Origin of the sequence: Pedobacter jejuensis, assembly GCF_003725795.1 — a bacterium.
GTDB classification, from domain to species: domain Bacteria; phylum Bacteroidota; class Bacteroidia; order Sphingobacteriales; family Sphingobacteriaceae; genus Pedobacter; species Pedobacter jejuensis.
Genome location: NZ_RBEE01000010.1, coordinates 18,842 through 39,954 on the forward strand (window position 1 = coordinate 18,842; position 21,113 = coordinate 39,954).

Sequence of the window (21,113 nt, forward strand, 5' to 3'; positions counted from 1 at the left end):
AACTAAATATTACTACTTAAGTTGCAAAGAATTTTCAATTACCTCTTTATAATAATCTACATAAGATGGAAGTATTTTTTTCAAATCGAAATCTTGTGCTCTGGTAAAAGCATTTTCTTTAAAACGATTCAAAGTTTCATCATCCTTTAAAATTTCTATTCCATGAGCAGCCATTGATTCTACATCTCCAACATTGCTCATATAACCGCAAAAACCATCCACATTTAATTCAGGTAAACCGCCAGCATTGGTTGTAATAACCGGAACTTTGCAGGCCATTGCTTCTAATGCTGCTAACCCGAAGCTTTCAGATTCTGATGGCATCAAAAATAAATCAGAAACGGAAAGAATTTCTTCAACAGCATCCTGTTTACCTAAAAAGCGAACATGATCGCAAATGTTAAGTGTTCGGCACAATTGCTCATCATAAGCACGCTCAGGTCCATCGCCAACCATTAATAACTTTGAAGGAATAACAGCCTGAATTTTTTCGAAGATTCTAATTACATCAGCAGTACGCTTTACTTTTCTGAAATTACTGGTATGAATAAGTATCCGTTCGTTGTTTGGCGCAATTGCTTTTTTAAAGTGATCTTTTGCTTGTAAACTAAAACGATTGAAATCTATAAAATTTGGAATAACCTTGATATCCTTTGTAACCTCGAAATGGTTGTAAGTATCGTCTTTTAAATCTTGAGATACCGTTGTAACGCCATCACTTTGATTTATCGAAAATGTAACAACAGGTTTGTAAGTAGGATCTTTACCAACAAGCGTGATATCGGTACCATGAAGTGTGGTAACTACCGGGATGTGTATGCCATAGCTAGCCAAAATTTGCTTCGCCATAAAAGCTGCTGAAGCATGAGGAATGGCGTAATGTACATGTAAAACATCTAACTGTTCGAAACGAACAACATCTACCAATTTACTTGCCAGAGCAGATTCGTAAGGAGCATAATCAAATAAGGGATAATCTCTAACCGAAACTTCGTGATAAAATAAATTTGATGAGAAAAAATCAAGCCTTGCCGGCTGACTATATGTGATAAAATGAACCTGATGACCTTCGTTAGCAAGTGCTTTACCCAGCTCTGTTGCAACTACTCCACTACCACCAAAAGTGGGGTAGCAAACAATTCCTATCTTCATTTTTATTGTATTGTTGTTAAGGCAAATGTAACCCAATTATATTTAATTTGAGTGTAAGGCAATTGCAATAAAAAGGATAGAATTGGAGGGAAATTTGGAAAGAATTTATTTGAATCCAGAATACTTATTTCGACTTTTTCATCTCATCCTTAATTACAAGTAGCAATTCATTTGGACGTTGAGTGCCTATGAAATATTCTAAACCATCTCTGTCAGTCAAAACCACTGCATCCTTTCCTGAAGAATAGAAGCGAATGGTGCCTTTAGTATGTAGGTTATAAACCGGGTTGTTAAAAAAATACCGACTGTAAGTAGCCTTTTTTACATCGATAATGCTATTTAAATCTATTTTAACTCGTTTGGTTGTCCAAAGTCCATCTAAAATTAAACTTCCATTATCTACCACAATTTTATATTGAATTAAAAAAAGCAAAAGCATAGAAACGCCAATAATGCCGAAACCTACAACCAGAAACAAATCCTGAGTATTATCACGGTCGCGTTCGTAAACATAGGCCGCAAAACAAAATGCAGCCATTATCAACCTAATGAATATGCGAACATAATCCCTGCCGATGTACTGTTTTTCGATGTATGCGAATCTGCTTTCCACTTATTTAATTTTGAGTTCGAATATAGCAACTTTTTTTGTTGACTGAGATAATTTGTATCGGTTATCCTGTCGCATGCCGACAATCCATATAATTTCACCGTTTCCATTTACTAAAATCGGCACATTTGATTTGATATGCAAAGGCACTTTTTCATCAATAAAGAAATCGCTGATTTTTTTAAATCCCCTCATTCCTAGCGGAATAAACCTATCTCCATTTTGCCAATTTCTGATAATCAGAGGAAATTGTAATGCGCTTGAATCAACAAAGATTTTATTTTTATCGGCCTCAAATTTCAATTCATCAGTAAACTGAAGCAGAAAACTATGCCCGTTATATTCGAATTCATCATCATTTATATGAATGGATTTGTGTAGATGTTCTTCTGTGTTAATTTTACTAATAATTAAATAATCACGATTTATTGTTGCCTGATGGCTTGCGCTAAAAAATTTAATACCACTTTGTTTATTTAAGGCTTCAATAATTTCTTCAACAACGGTTTCTAAAAAACCATAAGGTTTTAACAATTCGAAAAGTAAAAGCTTTTGAGGGTCTAGAATTTTAATTTCATCAATCGAAATGTAAGTTCCATCGGCTTTCTCTAAAACAATCTCATTTGCAATCTTTTGTACCTGCACATTCAAAAAACGTTCTACATCGGCAAAACGAGAGCTATTTTTAGCAAAAGTATGTTCAAGATTTGGGTTAATGTTTTGAAGGTGAGGAATAACTTCCAATCGCAATTTATTCCTTACATAATCAGTACTAGCGTTCGAACTATCTTCTACAAAAGAGATGTTATTTTCATCAACCAAATGATTAATTTCAGTACGAGTTAAAAAGAGTAGCGGCCTGATAAGCTTATCTCGTTTTGGCAATATGCCATGTAAACCACTAATTCCCGTACCTCTAATCAAGTTTATTAGTACAGTTTCAATGGTATCGTTTTGGTGCTGAGCCAAAGCAATATAATCATAGCCATGGGTAGTTCTTATTTCCTCAAACCAACTGTAACGCAAAGCTCTTGCTGCCATTTGGGTAGAAATTTTATGATCCTCTGCATATTTTTTCGTATCAAAATGCGTTACGTAAAAGGGTAGGTTTAAGGATTGTGCCAACGTTTTCACAAAATGTTCATCACGTTGGGCTTCATCTTTCCGTAACTTAAAATTGCAGTGTGCAACACCTACATCAATACCACAAGCTTTAAAAAAATGTAACATCAATACAGAATCTTTACCTCCGCTTACCGCTAAAAGAATTCTATTGCCCGTAACAAACAGCTGCTGATGATGATTAAAATCGAGAAATTTTTGTACGGGTAGCATTCACCAAAAATATTTAATTTTAACCGGTTTCCAACGTTCGGAACAAAAAACTAACTTTGTAAAGTGCAAAAAATATTTGTCTTTCTTTTTTTACTGATTTGTCCGGTTTTATTATTTGGCCAAAAAAAAGGTTCTATTATAAAAATTGTTAGTTCTGATAGGATAACCGGAAATACGAAATTAAAGGTTTCTTACTTAATTAATCCGGTTTTCCAACAAGATAATGCGATTCTAACCTGCGATAGCGCAGTGCTTTATACCGAAAGAAACTATTTTGAAGCTTATAAAAACGTTCATATCCAGCAATTAACAACTGATATTTATTCTGATGAATTGCAGTATGATGGAAATAAAAAACATGCGCATTTAACTGGCAATGTAAGAATGGTTGATCCAAAATCTACCTTAACCACCAATGTTTTGGATTATAATATGGTGGCAAAGATTGGCACTTACACCAATGGTGGTAAAATTGTAACGCAAGACCAAGGCATTACTTTAACCAGCAAAAACGGATATTACTTTAACAATACCAGTGATGCATATTTCAGGTACAATGTAGTGGTAGTTACGCCTCAAAGCACCATTAAATCGGATACCATGCGTTATAACCTGGATTCGAAGTGGACCTATTTTTACGGACCAACCAACATTAAAGGTAAAGACGACAATATGTATACTGAAAACGGCGCCTACAATACAACAACTGAAGATGCCTACTTTGGTAAAAAGAATTTATATACCCAGGGAACAAAATCTCTTCGCGGCGATAGTTTATACTATTATGGTAAAACAGGCTACGGAAAAGCAGTAAGAAACATCGTTTTTACAGATAAGAAAGACGGAACAAAAATGTTTGGTGATTTAGGCTTCTATTACAAGATAGACCAGCGAACATTGGTTATTAAAAATGCCTATATCGATTTGATATCAGGCGATTCTATAATGGTAAAAGATAAGAAACGCCCAGATACGCTCCGCCTTGGTGCTGATACTTTGCAAACACAGGTCGTATTGCAGAAAACATTAAAACTGATACCAAAAATTTCTGTTAAGGCCGATAACCAGGTAGGTGAAGATGAGGAGGAAACGGAAAAACCCGAAAGAAATACTGAGGTAGCCGAAAGTGCTGGTAATAAGAAACCTACCAATAGCCAAAGCAAGGAACCTAAAGTTAAGCGTGGTGAAAAATTGCCACCCAAAAAACCAGATGATGTTTCTGATAAATTAACGGATAGCTTAAAACTTAAAGTCGACTCGGCAAAGATAAATTTAGCCAAATCAAAAACGGATACACTATTAAAGAATGTAAAGAAAACAGATTCTTTGGTGAAAGCTATACCTAAGGTTAAAACTGATTCTTTATCAAAAATAGTTACAAAGAAAGGCGTGAAGGATACAATTAATAAGGTGATTGCCAACTTAAAACCTGGCTTGATAAAACCAGATTCTGCCTTTAACCCAACAGACACGATAACAACACGAATTATCAAAGCCCATCACAACGTTAAAATTTTTAAAAGCAATATTCAGGCGAAAACAGATAGTTTGTTTTACACCAATGCCGATTCTACCTTACGCTGCTTTGGCAATCCAATTATTTGGTCGCAAGGTTCGCAGGTAGTTGGAGATACCATTTACGTACAATTTAAAAAGAACAAGCTAAATAATTTGCAGGCTTTCAGGAATGCGTTTTTGGTAAATACGCCAGCAGATTCATTGCGGTTTAACCAGATAAAAGGGCGCTACATGACCGGATTTTTCTTTGAAGGAAAATTGAAAACATTGTATGTTGATGGTAACGCCGAAAGTATTTATTATACGCAAGATGACAGTACGAAGGTGTATAAAGAAATGAATCAAACGGTTAGCAGTCGCATAAAATTCACTTTTAAAGATAATGATATTGACGATATTGTTTACATTAATAGCATTGAAGGCGCTTTAAATCCTGAGGTAAAAACTGAAAAAGATAATGTTTTGAAAGGCTTTTCATGGAAACCTAAAGACAGACCGAAATCACGAAAAGAAGCAATTGGCGCCTCGGGTAGCAAAGCTAAAGCGAGGCCGAAAACTGCGCCAGTGAAGGCAACCTCCAAAACAGCCACAAAACCACTAGCCAACAAAACACCTGTGGTAATTAAACCAACTGTGCCTAAATTTATACCTAAAACAGATTCGTTGCCAAATTTTGGCATTAAACCAATTTTGCCGAAAAAGTATACGACGAAAACAGCACCAAAACTATTATTTAAACAATAAAGCAGGATTTAACTTATTTTGTTAAAAACGCTAACATTTTTTTCAAAGCAATTGCTCGGTGGCTGATGCTATTCTTTTCCTTCATATCCATTTCTGCAAATGTAATGTCATAACCATCAGGCTGAAAAATTGGATCGTAGCCGAAACCCATTGCGCCAGATAACGCTGTTCGTATGGTGCCATTTATTACACCTTCAAACAAATGATTTTCTCCATTTTGCATTAAAGAGATTACTGTTTTAAACCTAGCTTTTCGATTTTCTACACCCTCCAGTTTCTTTAGCACCAAATTAATGTTCTCCAGGCTGTCTCTACTACCCGAGTATCTGGCAGAATAAACACCTGGCTCGTTGTTTAAAGCCTCAATCTCTAAGCCGCTATCATCAGCAAAACAATCTAATTTATAATGAGTTGCAACATATGTACTTTTAAGCGTTGCGTTTCCTTCGAAGGTATCTGCAGTTTCCGGGATGTCCGTGAAACAACCGATGTCTTCTAAATTTAAAACTTCATACTGCCCAATTAAAGCAGCACGAATTTCTTCGGTTTTATGTTGATTGTTTGTTGCGAAAACAAGTTGATTCATAAATTATACAATTGCTGTTACTTAATTTTTTGAAGGTGCGACCATAGTGCTTTTTTCTCTGCAAGATTCCCATCCAAATCATGTAGGTTGGGTGCAAATATCATCCTGGTCGATTCATGTGTTAAAATTTCATTCTCCCAAACCAAATCCAGGTTTAAATGACTTGTTTCAACACCAAAGGCAAGCATCAATTGGGGTTTAAAAAATTGCTGTAATTCTGCGTAATCAGTTCCAATGTGGTTTGCAAAATTTAAGAGGGCGAAATCGGGCGTACTTAAATCAATAGCCTTAACAATTTTACGAAGCAAGTCTCTACCCTGCTCGGTACTCACGTCGTAAGTTTTATCATTAACCAAAATAAGTACAAACTTTTTATTTCCGCCTAAAAACTTAAATTCAGTTTTGGGTTTATTCTCTTCTAAAATAGGCGGAATTTCCAGGCTTTCAGGATGTTTATGCGCTACAAGTATCGGATTTTCATCCTTTGGAATTGAAATTTCACTGCTATCGGCAACATGTTTTAAAGCATTTAAATCATCAGAAACAGCCTCGTAAGCAACTTCAGCATCGATTTTAACATCCTTATCTTCAACCAAAAAAACATCTTCTGTAAAAAATAACCTTAAAGCATTTGCATTGTTGGTAACCTGACTTTCCATTCGTATTTTTGCAGTAAAATAATATCTGTTAAAATTAGTTAAATATCTTATAATAGCCCCGCTTATTGTTACTTTTATCCTTTAAATTCGGTAGAATATTCTGTGTGAGAAAAGCGTATTGCTTATTTGTTTTCGGCTTATTAGGTACTGCAGCGTTTGCGCAAAATGTTGCTACAATAAACAATAAACCTGTTAGCAGTAAAGAATTTATGTGGGCTTACAAGAAAAGCCATAACGGAAATAACGCTACAGATTACAACGAGCTATTGAATTATTTAAATTTGTATATCAACTTTAAATTAAAAGTATTAGATGCCCGAGAAATGGGGCTTGATAAAAACAATACGTACAAGGAAGAAATTAAGACTTTTGAAAGTGCTTTAGATGCGCACAAAAAGGTAATTAATTCGAACAAAGATTATGATTATCTGCTAAATGAATATCGTGAGGGTGTTTTAATGTTCAATGTATCTGAGCAAAAGATATGGAACAAAGCACAAGACGATGAGCAAGAAATAGATGATTTTTACAAGAGAAATAAATTAATTTATAATAAACCATTGCGGGAAGTAAGAGGCGAAGTTATTGCCGATTATCAACAACAATTGGAAAGCAACTGGCTGAAAAGCTTGAGAGAAAAATATCCGGTTAAAATTAATGACAATGAATTGCGGAAGCTAATTAAGCCATAATTCCATCAAATTCAATTAATTAAACCGTTAGTAGTAAATTTGCAAAATACAATAAATAGAATGAAGAAAGTTTTTTTAGTGGTAACTGCTTTGGTAAGCTTGTTTTTTAACAGCTATGCTCAAAAAAATAACATCGATAAGGTTGCTGCTGTAGTAGGTAATGGCATTATTTTATTATCAGACTTAAACCAGCAATACACACAATATTTGTATCAGGGAAATCAACCCAATCCAAGTATTAAGTGTATGATTTTACAACAAACATTAACGCAGAAATTGCTTAAGCAACAAGCCGAAATCGATTCGGTTATGGTAGAAGACGGACAGGTTGATGATGAAGTGAACAGAAGAATGCGTACAATGATGCAACGTGCCGGTGGCCAGGAGCGTTTAGAATCGTTTTTAAATAAATCTTTATTACAGTATAAAGATGAGATGAGACCATCAATAAAAGATGAATTGCAGGCACAAAAGATGCAAAGTAAGATTACAGAAAACATTAACGTTACTCCTTTAGAAGTTGAAAAATATTTCAAATCTTTAGGCGATAGTGTTCCTGAATTTGGTACTGAAGTAGAAGTTGGAGAAGTGATTCTAAATCCGCAATTAACAAAAGCAGAAAAAGAAAGATTTCATGATAAAATTGAAGCTTTACGTTTACGAATTAAAGGAGGTGAAGATTTTGGCGCATTAGCAAAAGCATATTCTGAAGACCCTGGTTCTGTTGGTGATGGTGGAGATTTAGGTTTCTTTGATAGAAACATGATGGCAAAGGAGTTTACCTCTTGGGCATTTAAACTTAAAGCAGGTGAAATGTCGCCAGTATTTGAAACAGAATTTGGCTTTCACATATTACAAGTTATAGAGCGAAGAGGTGAGCAGGTTCATGCCCGCCACATTTTAATAATGCCAAAAAGTACACAATCTAGTTTGGATAGAGTTAAGTTGCATGCCGATAGTATTTACAACAATATAATGGCTAAAAAATTAACTTTTGCTGCAGCTGCTAATTTATATTCTGATAATAAAGAAACCAAATACAATGGTGGTATGATGCTTAATGCAGATAACGTACAAGCAAGAACTACTTTTATACCTTTGGAGAAAGTAGATCCATCTATATTTTTAGTAATTGATACCATGAAAGTTGGTAGCATTTCTAAACCAAATTTATTTACTGCTGCTGATGGAAAACAGGGTTATCGTTTATTGTATTTGAAATCGAAGATCCCACCTCATAAAGCTAACCTCGGACAAGATTTTCCAAAAATAAGGGATGCGGCACAAACTGATAAAGTTAACCGTACATTAAGTGAGTGGTTTGAAAAACGTCGTGAAAGCACATATATTAAAATTGATGACGAGTTTGAAACTTGTCCTGAATTAAAAATCTGGACTAAGAAAACTACTGAAACCAAGTAAATGCCGATGCAGTACAAGAACGAAGTAGAAGCTGTAGATGCACTTCATCAATCTTTTAACAACATAAAAGCTGAGATAAGCAAGGTTGTTATTGGTCAGGATGATATTATTAAATCTGTTTTAATCGCTATTTTTAGCAACGGACACTGCCTATTAGTTGGTGTACCAGGCTTAGCAAAAACTTTACTTGTACAAACCGTGGCATCGGTGCTGGATTTGGACTTTAACAGGATTCAGTTTACGCCGGATTTAATGCCTAGTGACATTATTGGCGCTGAAATATTAGGCGAAGACAGGCATTTTAAATTTATAAAAGGTCCGGTTTTTTCGAACATTATTTTAGCCGATGAAATAAACCGTACACCACCAAAAACACAAGCTGCATTGCTAGAAGCGATGCAAGAAAAATCGGTTACAGCGGCTGGCTTAACCCATACTTTACCAAAACCATTTTTTGTTTTAGCCACTCAAAACCCTATTGAGCAGGAAGGGACATATCCCCTACCAGAAGCTCAGCTGGATCGCTTTATGTTTAACATTCAGTTAAATTATCCAGCCTTTGCAGATGAATTAACGATTGTTAAAAATACAACCAGCAACAAAACTGTTCAGCTGCAAAAAATAATCCATGCAGATGATATTCAGTATTTTCAGAAACTGATTAGAGATATACCTGTTACGGATAATGTTTTAGAATATGCCGTAAAATTGGCAGCAAAAACACGCCCAAATAGCGAGTTTGCTACTGACGCGATTAACAAATATATAAGTTGGGGCGCTGGTCCGCGGGCATCGCAATTTTTAGTTTTAGGTGCCAAATGTCATGCTGCAATTTCGGGTAAATATGCGCCAGATATTGAAGATGTGCAAGCCGTTGCTGAGCCTATTCTACGCCATCGCATAGTGCGAAATTATCGTGCGGAAGCAGAAGGTTTATCCATTGAGAAGATTATAAAAGATTTGTTGTAAGTATTTTAAATAGAAATAAAAGTCAAATCTTTATATTTTAAACTTTGTTACTATCTTTAGCAAACATTTACAAAGCATAAATTTTAAATCAAAATATTCGATATGTCAGCTCACGATTCACACGCACCAGTTCAGCAAACATCAGGCATTTGGGCTTTACCATTAACCGCATGGATTCTGGTTTTAATATTGGTCGTAATTTTCACCAAACCAATTTTTAATCATGAAGAAGCACCTGCTTCATCTCATGAAAAAACAGAAATGCCAGCTCACGAAGGAGCAGAAGCAGCACCACATCACTAAAAAATAAAAATTTTTCATAAAAAAATGCGCTGAAAACATCAGCGCATTTTTTGTTTATACCCTGATTTCGATTCTTAAACCTAATATTTTGCTGTTTTATTGCCGTATTGCTTTTACGATACATCTTGCTGAATTTAATTCAGCATCTTTCCTGCAAATAAGACCCTGAAATAAATTCAGGCTGATGTTAACTAAAAAAAGCAGCTTATTAATAATGTGAAAGAAAATTAAGAATCAAACCCAGGTTTATAGCTTAATTTGAATTACTTAAGCTGCTCAATAATGTTTGGATAATCGGTAATGATTCCATCTACACCCAAACTTTTAAAATATTTAATTTCCTTAACCGTATTCACCGTCCACGGAACAATTTTAATACCCATGGCGTGGCATCTATCTACCAATCCTTTACCTACCAAAATAGAATACGGACTATAAATGGTTGGTTTAAAACCTAATTTTTCAATATAATCTTCAAAGGGTTCTTTCTCATCAATTAATAAAGATGTTTGTATTTTAGGGTATTTCTCATGCAAATATTGTAAAGTTCGCATATCGAAAGATTCAATAATCACTCGTTTAGAAATCTTCTTTGCGTTTACAACGTCCATTATCAACTCAATAAATTCTGCAGGTTTAGGATGGAATTCATTATCACCATTTTTAATCGTTTTTGTTTCGATGCTGTAAACGGGCTTCTTTAAATTATTCTCATTTACATAAGCTTCAACGGCATCTATAGTTTCTGATAAAAGCGGTTTTGAAGCTTTAAATTTCATTTGTCCGGGAAAGCGAGCATGAACTTTACTCCCAACATCAAACTTCTTTATTTCATCATAATTCATTTTGTAGATGTTAAAGTTCTTTTGCTCTTTAAAAGTTATTGCCTTTCCATTCGGCTGCAAAGAAATTTCATTATTAAAATAAGGCTCTTGCGATAATACGACTTGTTTATCTTTAGAAATTACAGCATCCATTTCTAGCGTATTTACACCTAAATCTAATGCTTTTAACATCCCTTTAATGGTATTTTCGGGCATAATACCACGAGCACCTGCCTTTCCTTGCACATCGAACTTTTGTTTTTGTGCTAAAACCTGTAAGGAAATAAAACTTACAACAAGCAGAAGATTTAATTTTTTATTCATGAAATTTAAACGTAAATCGGTTATTTTAATTTTTGTAGCGCAAAGCAAATGTTAGATAATAAATTCCCTCCCGCTTTTGGCTATATCTCTTCGCTGCGCTTCGAGGATGCCGCCGCAATCGGGGCTAAATTGAAATGACATTGCACTTAACAAACCCATGTCCTTAAACAAAAAAAGGGCTTCATTTTATTGAGCGCCCTTTATAAAATTCACATTAATAATTATCTATCTGCAGGTACAAAAGCCTGAACAATTAAGTTCCAACTCGCATCAGCAGCTTTCTCGTAAACGAAAACATAATTAAAGCTTTCTCTTAAATCAGCCTTATAATCTATCGTTGCAACACCATACGTATAAGCTAAATCGCTGCCTAAAGCTTTATCTACACCTGTGGTTTTTAAATTAATTTTATCAACCATTCCATTCAAAAAAGTTAGAATCTTGCCTTTGCCATCAATCGCTTCATTTCCGGGAAATAATAAACGGGCATTATCAGTTAAAAAACCACCAAATGCACCAATGCCATGGGTTTTAAGAAATGTATTAAGCGTTTTTTCTGTTGTTAATATTACATCTTTTGCAGCTTTTTGGTCTTTCTCATTTAAAAATTTTGGTATGTAGCGGTCCTTTGGTTCTTCATAACGTTTTGTAGTGCTTGCCAACGGTTTATTACTATCTGTATTTAAATCAATTGCCAGCTTCCAAGTTCCATTTTCTGCTTTCCAAATAGAAAGATACTGACCATATTTTTTCTCAGTACCATTTAATTCATATGGACCAGTAGTAAAACCTAAATCGCCACTGCGTGATACTTTTGCGTAATTCGGTTCCCAGGAAACTTCATTTGTACCTTTTGATTGACCTGCATAAAAAGTTTTTGCATTAACAGGATTCGGTCTGAAAACTAAAGTATTTGCTGATGAAAATTCTATATAAGCATCTTTATCACCTTTTTTAGCTATTGTTTTTGCAAATTCCTTTTCAGCATTTACAAGAGATTTAGTTGTTCCATCACTTCTTTGAGCAAAGGCACTGAATGATAACGCTATTGCAAAAGTGGTTGATAATATTTTTTTCATGAGGATAAATTTATTTGTTGAAGAAAGAATCAGCGATTTTGAATGAACAATTATTCTGATTCAACTTCATTTTTATTAAGGTATGGCGAATATAAAATTTTCTGTACCAGATGTTTGTAAAAGTAATTAACAATTGAACATTTACTTTTCGCAGTAAATGGTTTCTAGTACGGTTTGCCCAGTAGCTTTAAGCGTATTCTTATCAATGTTAGCTAAATTATCAAGTTGAGTGTGCCAGTTTATGTAAAACCCGCTATTATCATTGTAATGAATAATATCAATTGATGGCACTCCGGCCTTGTTCATCCAGAAATGATCATCAACCAGTTTACCACTTGGAATGCTTACAAAATAAGATGAATAGCCAATTTCACTTCCAATATTCCATACTTTATTCACAATTTCTGGTGCCGACTGACGGGAAATTTCGTCCTGCGTAAACTGTGCGTTTCCGCCTCCAACCATATCCAGATTGATGCCATACATCGCTTTGTAGCCAATTGCCAATGCATTTTTCGCCCAAAATTGCGAACCCAAGCACCAGGTGATTTCATCAGGTGTTTCATCGTTGGCTTTGCCATAATCTTCTAAATCCCAAAGAACAAAATCTACGCCTACATTTGGTTGTTTTTGTTGTATCTGCCTGGCCATTTCTAAAATAACTGCAACTCCACTTCCGGCATCATTAGCCGCATCGAATGGTTTCGTGTGGTTTGTAGGGTCGGTATCTTGGTCAGAAAATGGGCGGGCATCCCAATGTGCCGTAATTAAAACCCTATTCTTGTTCTCCGGATTAAAGCTTGCCAAAATATTCTTTAGCTGAAAACTTTTACCGTCGTAAGTTGTGGTTTTTGCCCCTTGCAATTTTACCTCCGCACCGAATGATTTTAGTTTCGAAACCAAATAATCAGCACATTTTTGATGCGCTATGGTACCCGGTATTCTAGGGCCAAAATCGACCTGCGCTTTCGTATATGCAAAAGCACTATCTGCGTTAAATTCTGGCGAAACTAATTTAATTTCTTGTGCTACAGTTTCTGTTTGCTCGGTTTTCTTTTCATTCTTACACGCCTGAAAGGCTAATAGCAGAAGTGCAGGAAGTATATAGAGTTTGTTGTTCATGGGGAGTTGAGGTTGAGATTGAGGTTGAGACTGAGGTTGAGGTTGGGTGCTAACTAGGATTTACTCCAGGTTGTGCCTTCTTTACCATCTTTAAGTTGAATACCCAATTCTTGCAAACCAATTCTTATCTTATCAGAAGTTGCATAATCTTTATTTTCCTTAGCTTCTTTACGCAAATCTATAACCATTTGTAAAACACTGTTTAATTCTAGATTATCAGATTCTTCATCTTTCAAACCCAAAATATCAAAAACAAAATCATTAATCAACTGCTTTAATTTATCCAATTCAGTAGCTGAGATTTTTCCCTTTCCATCATAAACGGTATTGATAATTCTTACCGCTTCAAACAGTTCTGCTATTAAAACCGGACTATTAAAATCATCGTTCATTGCATTAACACATTTAAGCTTTAATGCATCAATATCAAATTCGCTGTGTTCGTAGGTGTTTAATTTATCTAATAAAGCAACAGCAGCCATCAATCGGCGAAAACCCTTTTCGGATGCATCAAGCGCATCATTAGAAAAATCTAAAGTGCTGCGATAATGCGCTTGCATCATAAAAAATTTAACCGTCATTGGGCTATAGCCTTTCTTTAACAAAGGGTGGTCGCCGGTAAACAATTGCAAAGGAAGAAAACCATTTCCGGCTGATTTTGACATGCGGGTTCCGTTTACGGTTAACATATTCGTATGCATCCAAAACCGAGCGGGTTGATGTTTGCTACAAGCTTCTGACTGAGCGATTTCATTGGTATGATGCGTCGCCGCTAAATCCATTCCACCACCGTGTATATCAAATTCTGCACCCAAATATTTCGCACTCATTGCCGAACATTCAATATGCCAGCCTGGAAAACCTAATCCCCAAGGCGATTGCCATTGCATTAACGTTTCAGGCTTTGCTTTAATCCAAAGTGCAAAATCTAATCGCCCTTTTTTCTCATCCTGACCGCCCAGTTCGCGGGTATTATTCAGCATGTCTTCTAAGTTACGATTGGTTAAAATGGTGTAATTGTATTCCTTACTGTATTTTTCTACATCAAAATAAACGTTACCGCCAACTTCGTAAGCATAGCCATTTTCGATGATGACTTTTATCATCTCGATTTGCTCAATAATATGCCCGGTAGCTGTTGGTTCTATGCTCGGCGGTAACGTATTAAACATCCGCATAACATCATGAAAACCAAGTGTGTACTTCTGTACAATTTCCATTGGTTCCAATTGCTCTAACTTGGCTCGTTTTGCAAATTTATCATCACCCTCATCTCTATCGCCCTCCAAATGCCCTGCATCAGTAATGTTTCTAACATAGCGAACCTTGTAACCCGAATATTTTAAATACCTGAAAATTAAATCGAAAGACATGAAAGTTCGGCAATTGCCTAAATGCACATCACTGTAAACTGTTGGTCCGCATACGTACATGCCAACATTTGGTGCATTTAACGGTAGAAACAATTCTTTTTTACGAGAAAGGGTATTGTAAAGTTGTAAGCCGGTATTCATATTGCAAATGTAATATTTACCATCGTAAAGTTTCAAAAATGACAAATTGTTTAACAATCCGATTGCTTAATTGACAATTCATACATTAAAGAATCTAAATCTTTTATTTGAAAAGCAATACCACTTCCATTAGGTTTGTAAATAACGGTTTTGCGCACCTGGCAACCTTTTAAAAGTATCTCCATATTTGCAAGAAGCCCATGGTTAAATTTCTAGAACAAGCCTTGCGCTACTAAATTATAAACCGCTTGATATATTTAAACCAGTTTGAAATTATTTTGGAAATGAAAGGACAGTACTTTTGGGGGTCTTCAGTCCTGCTGTTCGATGTAGCCTCGCAGAAAAGCTCGGGCTGCCGCTACCATCAGGTTTAAAAACAAAAGATTGTGCAACATGCAAACCCTTAAAATGAAACACCGCATTTGCAAAATAGCCCCGGTTGAAGCGAACACGTAGCAACAGCCATTTCGGCTGTTGGCGCAGTAAAGCGAAAAACGGGAACAAATTTGGTTTCTTGAACAAACCTTGCGCTACTAAATTATAAGCCGCTTTATATATTTAGACCCGTTTGAAATTGTTTTGTAAATTAAAAGGCAGTACCTTTTGGCGGGCTTCAGTCCTGCTGTTCGCTGTAGCCTCGCGAAAAGCTCGGGCTGCCGCTGCCATCAGGTTTAAAAACAAAAGATTGTGCACCATGCAAACCATTAAAATGAAACACTAGCCTTACAAAATAGCCCCGGTTGAAGTGAACAAGTAGCAACAGCCATTTCGGCTGTTAGCGCAGTAAAGCGTAAACAAATTTATTTTCTTGTACAAGCCTTGCGCTGCTAAATTATAAGCCGCTTTATATATTTAGACCCGTTTGAAATTGTTTTGTAAATAAGTTTATTGCGTTATTTATTTACCACCTCAGTCACCTTAGAAAATCTAAGTGTAGATATTTAAGCCTGGAAACTATTGTTCAGGTTTGAAAACAAATGGCTACGCAAAATGCAAACCCTTAAAATGGAACAGTACATTTCCTAACTAGCCCCGGTTGAAGCGAACACGTAGCAACAGCCATTTCGGCTGTTAGCGGAATAAAGCGTAAAACGGGAACAAATTTAGTTTCTTGTACAAGCCTTGCGCTGCTAAAATTTATATAACAGGAAGCTTAAAATCTGCTCTTCTAATTTACAGCCTTATTTAAGCTTTGCTTTAAAAACTTTTTCTAGTTTTTCTAATTTCGGTAGAATCACCAATCTGCAATAAGGAGCATCAGCATTGTTTTTGTAATAATTTTGGTGATAGCTCTCTGCCACATAGAAAGGTTTTGCAGCTTCAACTGCAGTAACTACTTTTTTGCCGTAAGCATTTGTAGCATTTAATTCTGCTTTATATTTTTCGGCTAAAGCTTTTTGCTCTGGTGTGTGGTAAAAAACAACCGAACGGTATTGCGTTCCGCTATCTGCACCTTGGCGGTTAAGTGTTGTGGGGTCGTGACTTTTCCAAAACACTTCTAATAAATCTTTATAGGTAATTTGCATTGGGTTATAGGTAATTTCTAAAACCTCTGCATGACCAGTAAACCCTGTACAAACTTCTTCGTAAGTTGGGTTAGCAATTTTTCCACCTTCATAACCCGATTTCACAGATACAACACCTTTTAATTTTTGAAATATCGCTTCGGTACACCAAAAGCATCCCATCCCAAATGTTGCCTTCTCGGTTTTCTTTCCTTGTGCATTAGCTTGATTTAAAGTTAATGCGGTTAATAAAATTAAAATTATCTTTTTCATTTTGTGTGTTTATTGTTTTTTAAACTATACAATCTTGTTATTAATCTTTCGCGACAAGATTGTACGGTTATTTGCTAACTATATTACGAAATAAAATTATGTAAAGTTTCCAATCCATCAATAATGGATTTAGAATGACAAACAGAATAAATTGTGGATTTAAATTTAAATGTTAATAACTTAAGCTGTTGATAATCTTTAATTTATAATCATGATTGTTATCTCTCAGAACCTTATTAACAATTCTTAGTAAATTCGTTTAACATTAAAATTAAAAAATATGTCAACACCCTATATTCCATGTTTAGATTTAGGTTCCTACATTAACGGAACGGAAACAGAACGCAAAAAGTTTTCTGACGAGCTTGGCAGGGCTTTCAATGATTCTGGATTTGTAACCATCACCAATCACGGTTTAAGTCAGGATTTAATTGACAAGCTTTATGAAAATATAAAAGCTGCATTTGCTTTGCCTTTAGATGTAAAAAAAAAATACGAGAAACCAGAACTTGCTGGTCAGCGAGGTTACACTAGCGCTGGTAAAGAAACGGCTAAGAGCGCCAAAACTCCCGATTTAAAAGAATTCTGGCAAATTGGACAAGAAGTTACAGACGGCGATCCGGTGAAAAATGATTACCCTGATAACGAGGTTTTAGAAGAACTACCTGAATTTAATAAGGTAACAAACGGTATATATAAAAAACTAGAGGAAAACGGAACCCATCTGTTACGTGCCATTGCAACTTATTTAGAACTGCCAATTAATTACTTTGATAAACACGTTCATAATGGAAACTCGATATTAAGAGGCATTCATTACTTCCCAATCGAAAATCCTGAAACCATACCTGATGATGCGGTACGTGCAGGAGCACACGAAGATATTAATTTAATTACTTTATTAATTGGCGCAAGTGCCGATGGACTAGAAGTATTAACACGCAGCAATGAGTGGTTGCCGATAAAAGCGCATCATACTGATATTGTAGTTAATGTTGGCGATATGCTGCAAAGGTTAACAAACAACAAGTTAAAATCGACTACACACAGGGTTGTAAATCCTCCACGTGAATTAATGAAAACATCACGTTTTTCGGTGCCGTTTTTCCTACATCCACGTAGCGATATGGATTTAACTAGCTTACCATCTACCATTGATGCTGAACACCCAAAAGTATATAGTGATATGACTGCTGGAGAATACCTTGATGAAAGGTTAAGAGAAATTGGGTTGAAGAAATAGTTATCAGTTTTCTGTTATCAGTTTTCATTTATACAACGTGAAGCTATACCATAAGAGAAATCTAAAAATTAACTTTTGAATCCTATTTTACCTCCCCCTATCAAAGTTTTTGGTTAGGCGAATGTTGTGAAAGATTAAAAATACAAGGCGCTTATAAAATTAAGCGCTTTTTTTATACCTTGAAATATGCATTCTACCCAATTAGAAATTTTCGCCGAAATCGATGGTATTGGCTCGGCATCAGGATTATTTTTGAAAGAGAACAAACTTTATATTATTGGAGACAATAGCGGGAACTTAAATGAATTTGATATTACCAACAAGCAACTCAACCAAATCAAGATACTGTTTATCAAAGAGTTAAATACTTTAGATAATATAGCAAAGGCTGACAAACCAGATTTTGAAATACTCTGTAATTATCAAAACAGATTATTTATTTTAGGCTCTGGCTCTACCAAGAAAAGGAATTTAATGATAGACTTTAATTTAAAAACCAAAGAAATTATTGAGCATGACTTGACTAATGTTTACAGCAAACTAAAAGTTATAGCGACAATTGATGATGAAAATTTTAACATAGAAGGTGCTGTCTTTACAGGCAAATCGTGGTTTTTATTTAATCGAGGTAACGGCATAAATGCTAAAAATGGAGTATTTTTTATCAAAGGGGAAGACCTGACTAATGCCGATAATGCCACATTTGTGAGGATAAATCTGCCAAATATTAATCACGTCGAATCATCCTTTACAGATGCCGTTTTATACAAAAACGAGATTTTTTTTATTGCAACGGCAGAAGACACAAAATCGACTTATAATGATGGGGCAATACTTGGAAGTTTCGTGGGAAGCATTGATTTGAAAACACTGGAAGTTAATTTCGCTACAAAAATTTCCGATGTAAATAAGTTCGAAGGCATTTGCTTTTTAGAACAATCGAAAAATAAAATAGAATTTCTGCTGTGCGAAGATAGAGACACTGAAGAGTTGAGATCTACTGTTTACAAGTTGACGATGAGTTTGTAATAATTATATTTGAGTGATCATCTGATAATAAACTCACATCTCGCTAAAAATTTGTCTATGTCAGAAATTACAAACGAAGATTATCAAAATTTATTCGGTCTTTTTAATTCGATTTATCCGCTAAGTGAAGAGTTAAAAAATGCGATTGCTGCTAATAGTGAAGTTATAAATGTTGCAAAAAAAACAAAACTTTTAAGCGTTGGTGAACGAAGTAACATAATTTATTTTATTGTAAATGGTGCTGCAAGAATCTATTACCTTAATCAAGAAGGGAAAGAAACCAATACATGGTTTTTATTTGAAAATGAATTGCTTATCTCAGTTTATAGCTTTTATACAGGCAACCCGAGTTTTGAATATATAGAAACTATTGAAGATTGCAAACTCATTGCAGTAAAGCGTGAAAAACTTGATGAACTATATTTAAAGTTTATGGAATTTAATTATTCAGGACGAAAACTTACTGAATTTTATCACATGCGTAATGAAATCCAAGCGAATGATTTACGGATGTATAGTGCAAAAGAGCGCTATGAACATTTAATTAAACGTAGTCCGCAACTACTTCAAAGGGTCTCATTAGGTCATATTGCATCGTATTTAGGTATATCACAAGAAACACTTAGCCGAATAAGAAAGCAAAAATAATTTTTTGACTTTTATCAAAAGCCGGCTGATTTTAAGCATGTAGGTTTGGATTAACTAAAAATTAATCTATGCAAATAAATTCTAAACTTAACAATCATGCTAACTTAAAAAGTTTTCCGCTTCTATGTCTTATACTTATTTTGATAAGTTCCTGTAAAAAAGAAATTATACAGGAATATAAAGTAGCCGTACCAAAATTAACAGGCTTAAAAGATTGGTTTAACAATAAGCCTGGTACTAATTTGAATTCGGGAGAAGGTATTTACGGCAAAGGTCCTTGTAATTAATAAATTATGAAAAACTTACAAGTTAGAATACTGTTAATAATACTCACTTTAATTAGCCTTTTTACTTGTATCTCAATAAATCAGAATTTGTTCTTTTTATATGAGTATAGTTTTGTAGATGGCCCTAAGATGCTTCTAAAAGAGTTAAAATACAATAATATTCAGTGGACAATGACAATCCATTGGATACTTTTATTGATAGCTAGCATAGGCATGATTCTTTTACAATTTATTTATAATATTAATATAAAATATAAATTGACCTTTTATATTCCATTAGTCTTTATAACACTTCAATCTCTTTTTCTGATCATTTTTGCATTTATATTAATTCCATTTACAGTGGTTTGGTTAGTTGCATTAAATATATTTAAAAAAGAAAGCAGTTTGAAAATAAATAGTATGGAGAAATAAGCAAAGTGCTATTTGAATCCGGGAGAAGGCATTTATGGGAAAGGTCCTTGTAATTAATTGAATATGAAAGAGATCAAAATCATCATACTTCTAACGATAATGATATTGGTAAGTTTATTTTCTGGAATACCAATTAACAAAAACTGGAGTTTTGTGTATCAATTTGAATTTCTAGACTTCCCAAAACTTCATGAAACGTCTATAGTAGATACCATTATTTGGTGTACTATGTTATTATCGCATATTGGCATTATAGTCTTACCCTTCTGCATAAAAAATAAATTCTTCAAAAAAATGCTATGGTATTTTCCATTAACTTTTCTGCTAAGTTTCCTAATTTTAGAAGCTGGATTTTTCATCCTATTAATACCATTTATGATTATATGGTTGATTGCTTTAAATGTTTCTAAGGAGGGAAAGATGTGAAAGTATTAAAAATTTTATCTATAATTTCTTACTTACTTATAAATGGAATAGGACCGTATGGAATACCAAATTTTGCTGGCATACCTTTTTGTTTATTAAGTTTCTTAAACGATCTGCTAAGTCAAACATTTTTTAATATATCCTAGGGCTTAGGGACTATTGGTCTTTTAAGTGTTTTGTGCCTAATCATTATTGCTTTCTCTAAACAATTTAAAGACCGTTTCTTGTTAATCTACTCTCTTATTGTATTAATAAGCATTGAAGTCTTTTTATCCGACATATTACATCATCAAAAGTTAATATTTTGGTTCTTATTCCCTTTGCTATTATTTGTAGCTAGCTCGATTTTACTAATAATCAAGAGTTTTAACGTGCAAGAAGAGTTTGCAAAGATCAATCCTTGAATTTAATTTATCTAAATAACGATTTCAACAG

General features: G+C 34.6%; 21 protein-coding genes. 10 read left to right on the forward strand and 11 right to left on the reverse strand.

The annotated features are described in order from the left end of the window. Nucleotides 1-12: 12 nt before the first annotated feature. From bshA to tilS, 3 genes are all read right to left on the reverse strand, one after another. Nucleotides 13-1,152, reverse strand: coding sequence for an N-acetyl-alpha-D-glucosaminyl L-malate synthase BshA (gene bshA / locus D7004_RS06145; protein WP_123204999.1), 1,140 nt, complete (start codon nt 1,150-1,152; stop codon nt 13-15). 124 nt (nt 1,153-1,276) lie between these two features. Beyond that, entirely contained in the window at nt 1,277-1,765 is a 489-nt protein-coding gene (locus D7004_RS06150; protein WP_123205000.1) for a hypothetical protein, read from the reverse strand. Further along, complete coding sequence (gene tilS / locus D7004_RS06155; protein WP_123205001.1) at nt 1,766-3,097, reverse strand: tRNA lysidine(34) synthetase TilS; 1,332 nt, start codon at nt 3,095-3,097, stop codon at nt 1,766-1,768. A gap of 63 nt (nt 3,098-3,160) precedes the next feature. Here tilS and D7004_RS06160 point away from each other — a divergent pair, with 63 nt between their 5' ends. Continuing rightward, entirely contained in the window at nt 3,161-5,359 is a 2,199-nt protein-coding gene (locus D7004_RS06160) for an OstA-like protein (RefSeq protein ID WP_123205002.1), read from the forward strand. Nucleotides 5,360-5,372: 13 nt separating this feature from the next. Here the strand turns inward: D7004_RS06160 and rdgB are convergent, their stop codons facing one another. Continuing rightward, the gene (gene rdgB / locus D7004_RS06165) at nt 5,373-5,945 is read right to left on the reverse strand and encodes an RdgB/HAM1 family non-canonical purine NTP pyrophosphatase (RefSeq protein ID WP_123205003.1); all 573 of its coding nucleotides are present in this window, start codon (nt 5,943-5,945) and stop codon (nt 5,373-5,375) included. A gap of 17 nt (nt 5,946-5,962) precedes the next feature. Next, nucleotides 5,963-6,604, reverse strand: coding sequence for a hypothetical protein (locus tag D7004_RS06170; RefSeq protein ID WP_123205004.1), 642 nt, complete (start codon nt 6,602-6,604; stop codon nt 5,963-5,965). Nucleotides 6,605-6,708: 104 nt separating this feature from the next. Here D7004_RS06170 and D7004_RS06175 point away from each other — a divergent pair, with 104 nt between their 5' ends. From D7004_RS06175 to D7004_RS06190, 4 genes are all read left to right on the forward strand, one after another. Further along, the gene (locus D7004_RS06175) at nt 6,709-7,296 is read left to right on the forward strand and encodes a hypothetical protein (protein ID WP_244214258.1); all 588 of its coding nucleotides are present in this window, start codon (nt 6,709-6,711) and stop codon (nt 7,294-7,296) included. A gap of 60 nt (nt 7,297-7,356) precedes the next feature. Then, on the forward strand, nt 7,357-8,718 hold the full coding sequence (locus tag D7004_RS06180) for a peptidylprolyl isomerase (RefSeq protein WP_123205005.1): 1,362 nt from the start codon (nt 7,357-7,359) through the stop codon (nt 8,716-8,718). A 6-nt stretch (nt 8,719-8,724) separates the two neighbouring features. Continuing rightward, entirely contained in the window at nt 8,725-9,687 is a 963-nt protein-coding gene (locus D7004_RS06185; protein WP_123205059.1) for an AAA family ATPase, read from the forward strand. Nucleotides 9,688-9,789: 102 nt separating this feature from the next. Further along, on the forward strand, nt 9,790-9,990 hold the full coding sequence (locus tag D7004_RS06190; protein ID WP_123205006.1) for a hypothetical protein: 201 nt from the start codon (nt 9,790-9,792) through the stop codon (nt 9,988-9,990). A 263-nt stretch (nt 9,991-10,253) separates the two neighbouring features. On the opposite strand, the gene D7004_RS06195 is transcribed toward D7004_RS06190, so the two are convergent. From D7004_RS06195 to msrA, 6 genes are all read right to left on the reverse strand, one after another. Further along, a complete protein-coding gene (locus D7004_RS06195) occupies nt 10,254-11,138 on the reverse strand; it encodes a glycerophosphodiester phosphodiesterase family protein (RefSeq protein WP_123205060.1) in 885 nt (294 codons plus the stop codon). 221 nt (nt 11,139-11,359) lie between these two features. Continuing rightward, on the reverse strand, nt 11,360-12,217 hold the full coding sequence (locus D7004_RS06200; RefSeq protein ID WP_123205007.1) for a nuclear transport factor 2 family protein: 858 nt from the start codon (nt 12,215-12,217) through the stop codon (nt 11,360-11,362). A 141-nt stretch (nt 12,218-12,358) separates the two neighbouring features. After that, nucleotides 12,359-13,339 carry a M28 family peptidase gene (locus tag D7004_RS06205; RefSeq protein WP_123205008.1) on the reverse strand — a complete coding sequence of 327 codons (981 nt, stop codon included), beginning with the start codon at nt 13,337-13,339 and terminating at the stop codon, nt 12,359-12,361. 53 nt (nt 13,340-13,392) lie between these two features. After that, nucleotides 13,393-14,853 (reverse strand): cysteine--tRNA ligase, encoded by a 1,461-nt coding sequence (cysS, locus tag D7004_RS06210; protein WP_123205009.1) that lies wholly within the window; start codon nt 14,851-14,853, stop codon nt 13,393-13,395. 50 nt (nt 14,854-14,903) lie between these two features. Further along, the gene (locus D7004_RS21130) at nt 14,904-15,038 is read right to left on the reverse strand and encodes a hypothetical protein (protein WP_279634729.1); all 135 of its coding nucleotides are present in this window, start codon (nt 15,036-15,038) and stop codon (nt 14,904-14,906) included. 996 nt (nt 15,039-16,034) lie between these two features. Beyond that, entirely contained in the window at nt 16,035-16,631 is a 597-nt protein-coding gene (gene msrA, locus D7004_RS06215; protein WP_123205010.1) for a peptide-methionine (S)-S-oxide reductase MsrA, read from the reverse strand. Nucleotides 16,632-16,911: 280 nt separating this feature from the next. On the opposite strand from msrA, the gene D7004_RS06220 reads away from it, so the two are divergent. From D7004_RS06220 to D7004_RS06240, 5 genes are all read left to right on the forward strand, one after another. Next, the gene (locus tag D7004_RS06220; RefSeq protein WP_123205011.1) at nt 16,912-17,874 is read left to right on the forward strand and encodes an isopenicillin N synthase family dioxygenase; all 963 of its coding nucleotides are present in this window, start codon (nt 16,912-16,914) and stop codon (nt 17,872-17,874) included. 186 nt (nt 17,875-18,060) lie between these two features. After that, nucleotides 18,061-18,903 (forward strand): DUF6929 family protein, encoded by an 843-nt coding sequence (locus tag D7004_RS06225; RefSeq protein WP_123205012.1) that lies wholly within the window; start codon nt 18,061-18,063, stop codon nt 18,901-18,903. A 57-nt stretch (nt 18,904-18,960) separates the two neighbouring features. Beyond that, a complete protein-coding gene (locus tag D7004_RS06230; protein ID WP_123205013.1) occupies nt 18,961-19,551 on the forward strand; it encodes a Crp/Fnr family transcriptional regulator in 591 nt (196 codons plus the stop codon). A 68-nt stretch (nt 19,552-19,619) separates the two neighbouring features. Further along, on the forward strand, nt 19,620-19,838 hold the full coding sequence (locus tag D7004_RS06235; protein WP_123205014.1) for a hypothetical protein: 219 nt from the start codon (nt 19,620-19,622) through the stop codon (nt 19,836-19,838). Nucleotides 19,839-19,844: 6 nt separating this feature from the next. Beyond that, nucleotides 19,845-20,252, forward strand: a complete 408-nt coding sequence (locus D7004_RS06240; RefSeq protein WP_123205015.1) for a hypothetical protein — start codon at nt 19,845-19,847, stop codon at nt 20,250-20,252. Nucleotides 20,253-21,113: the final 861 nt, after the last annotated feature.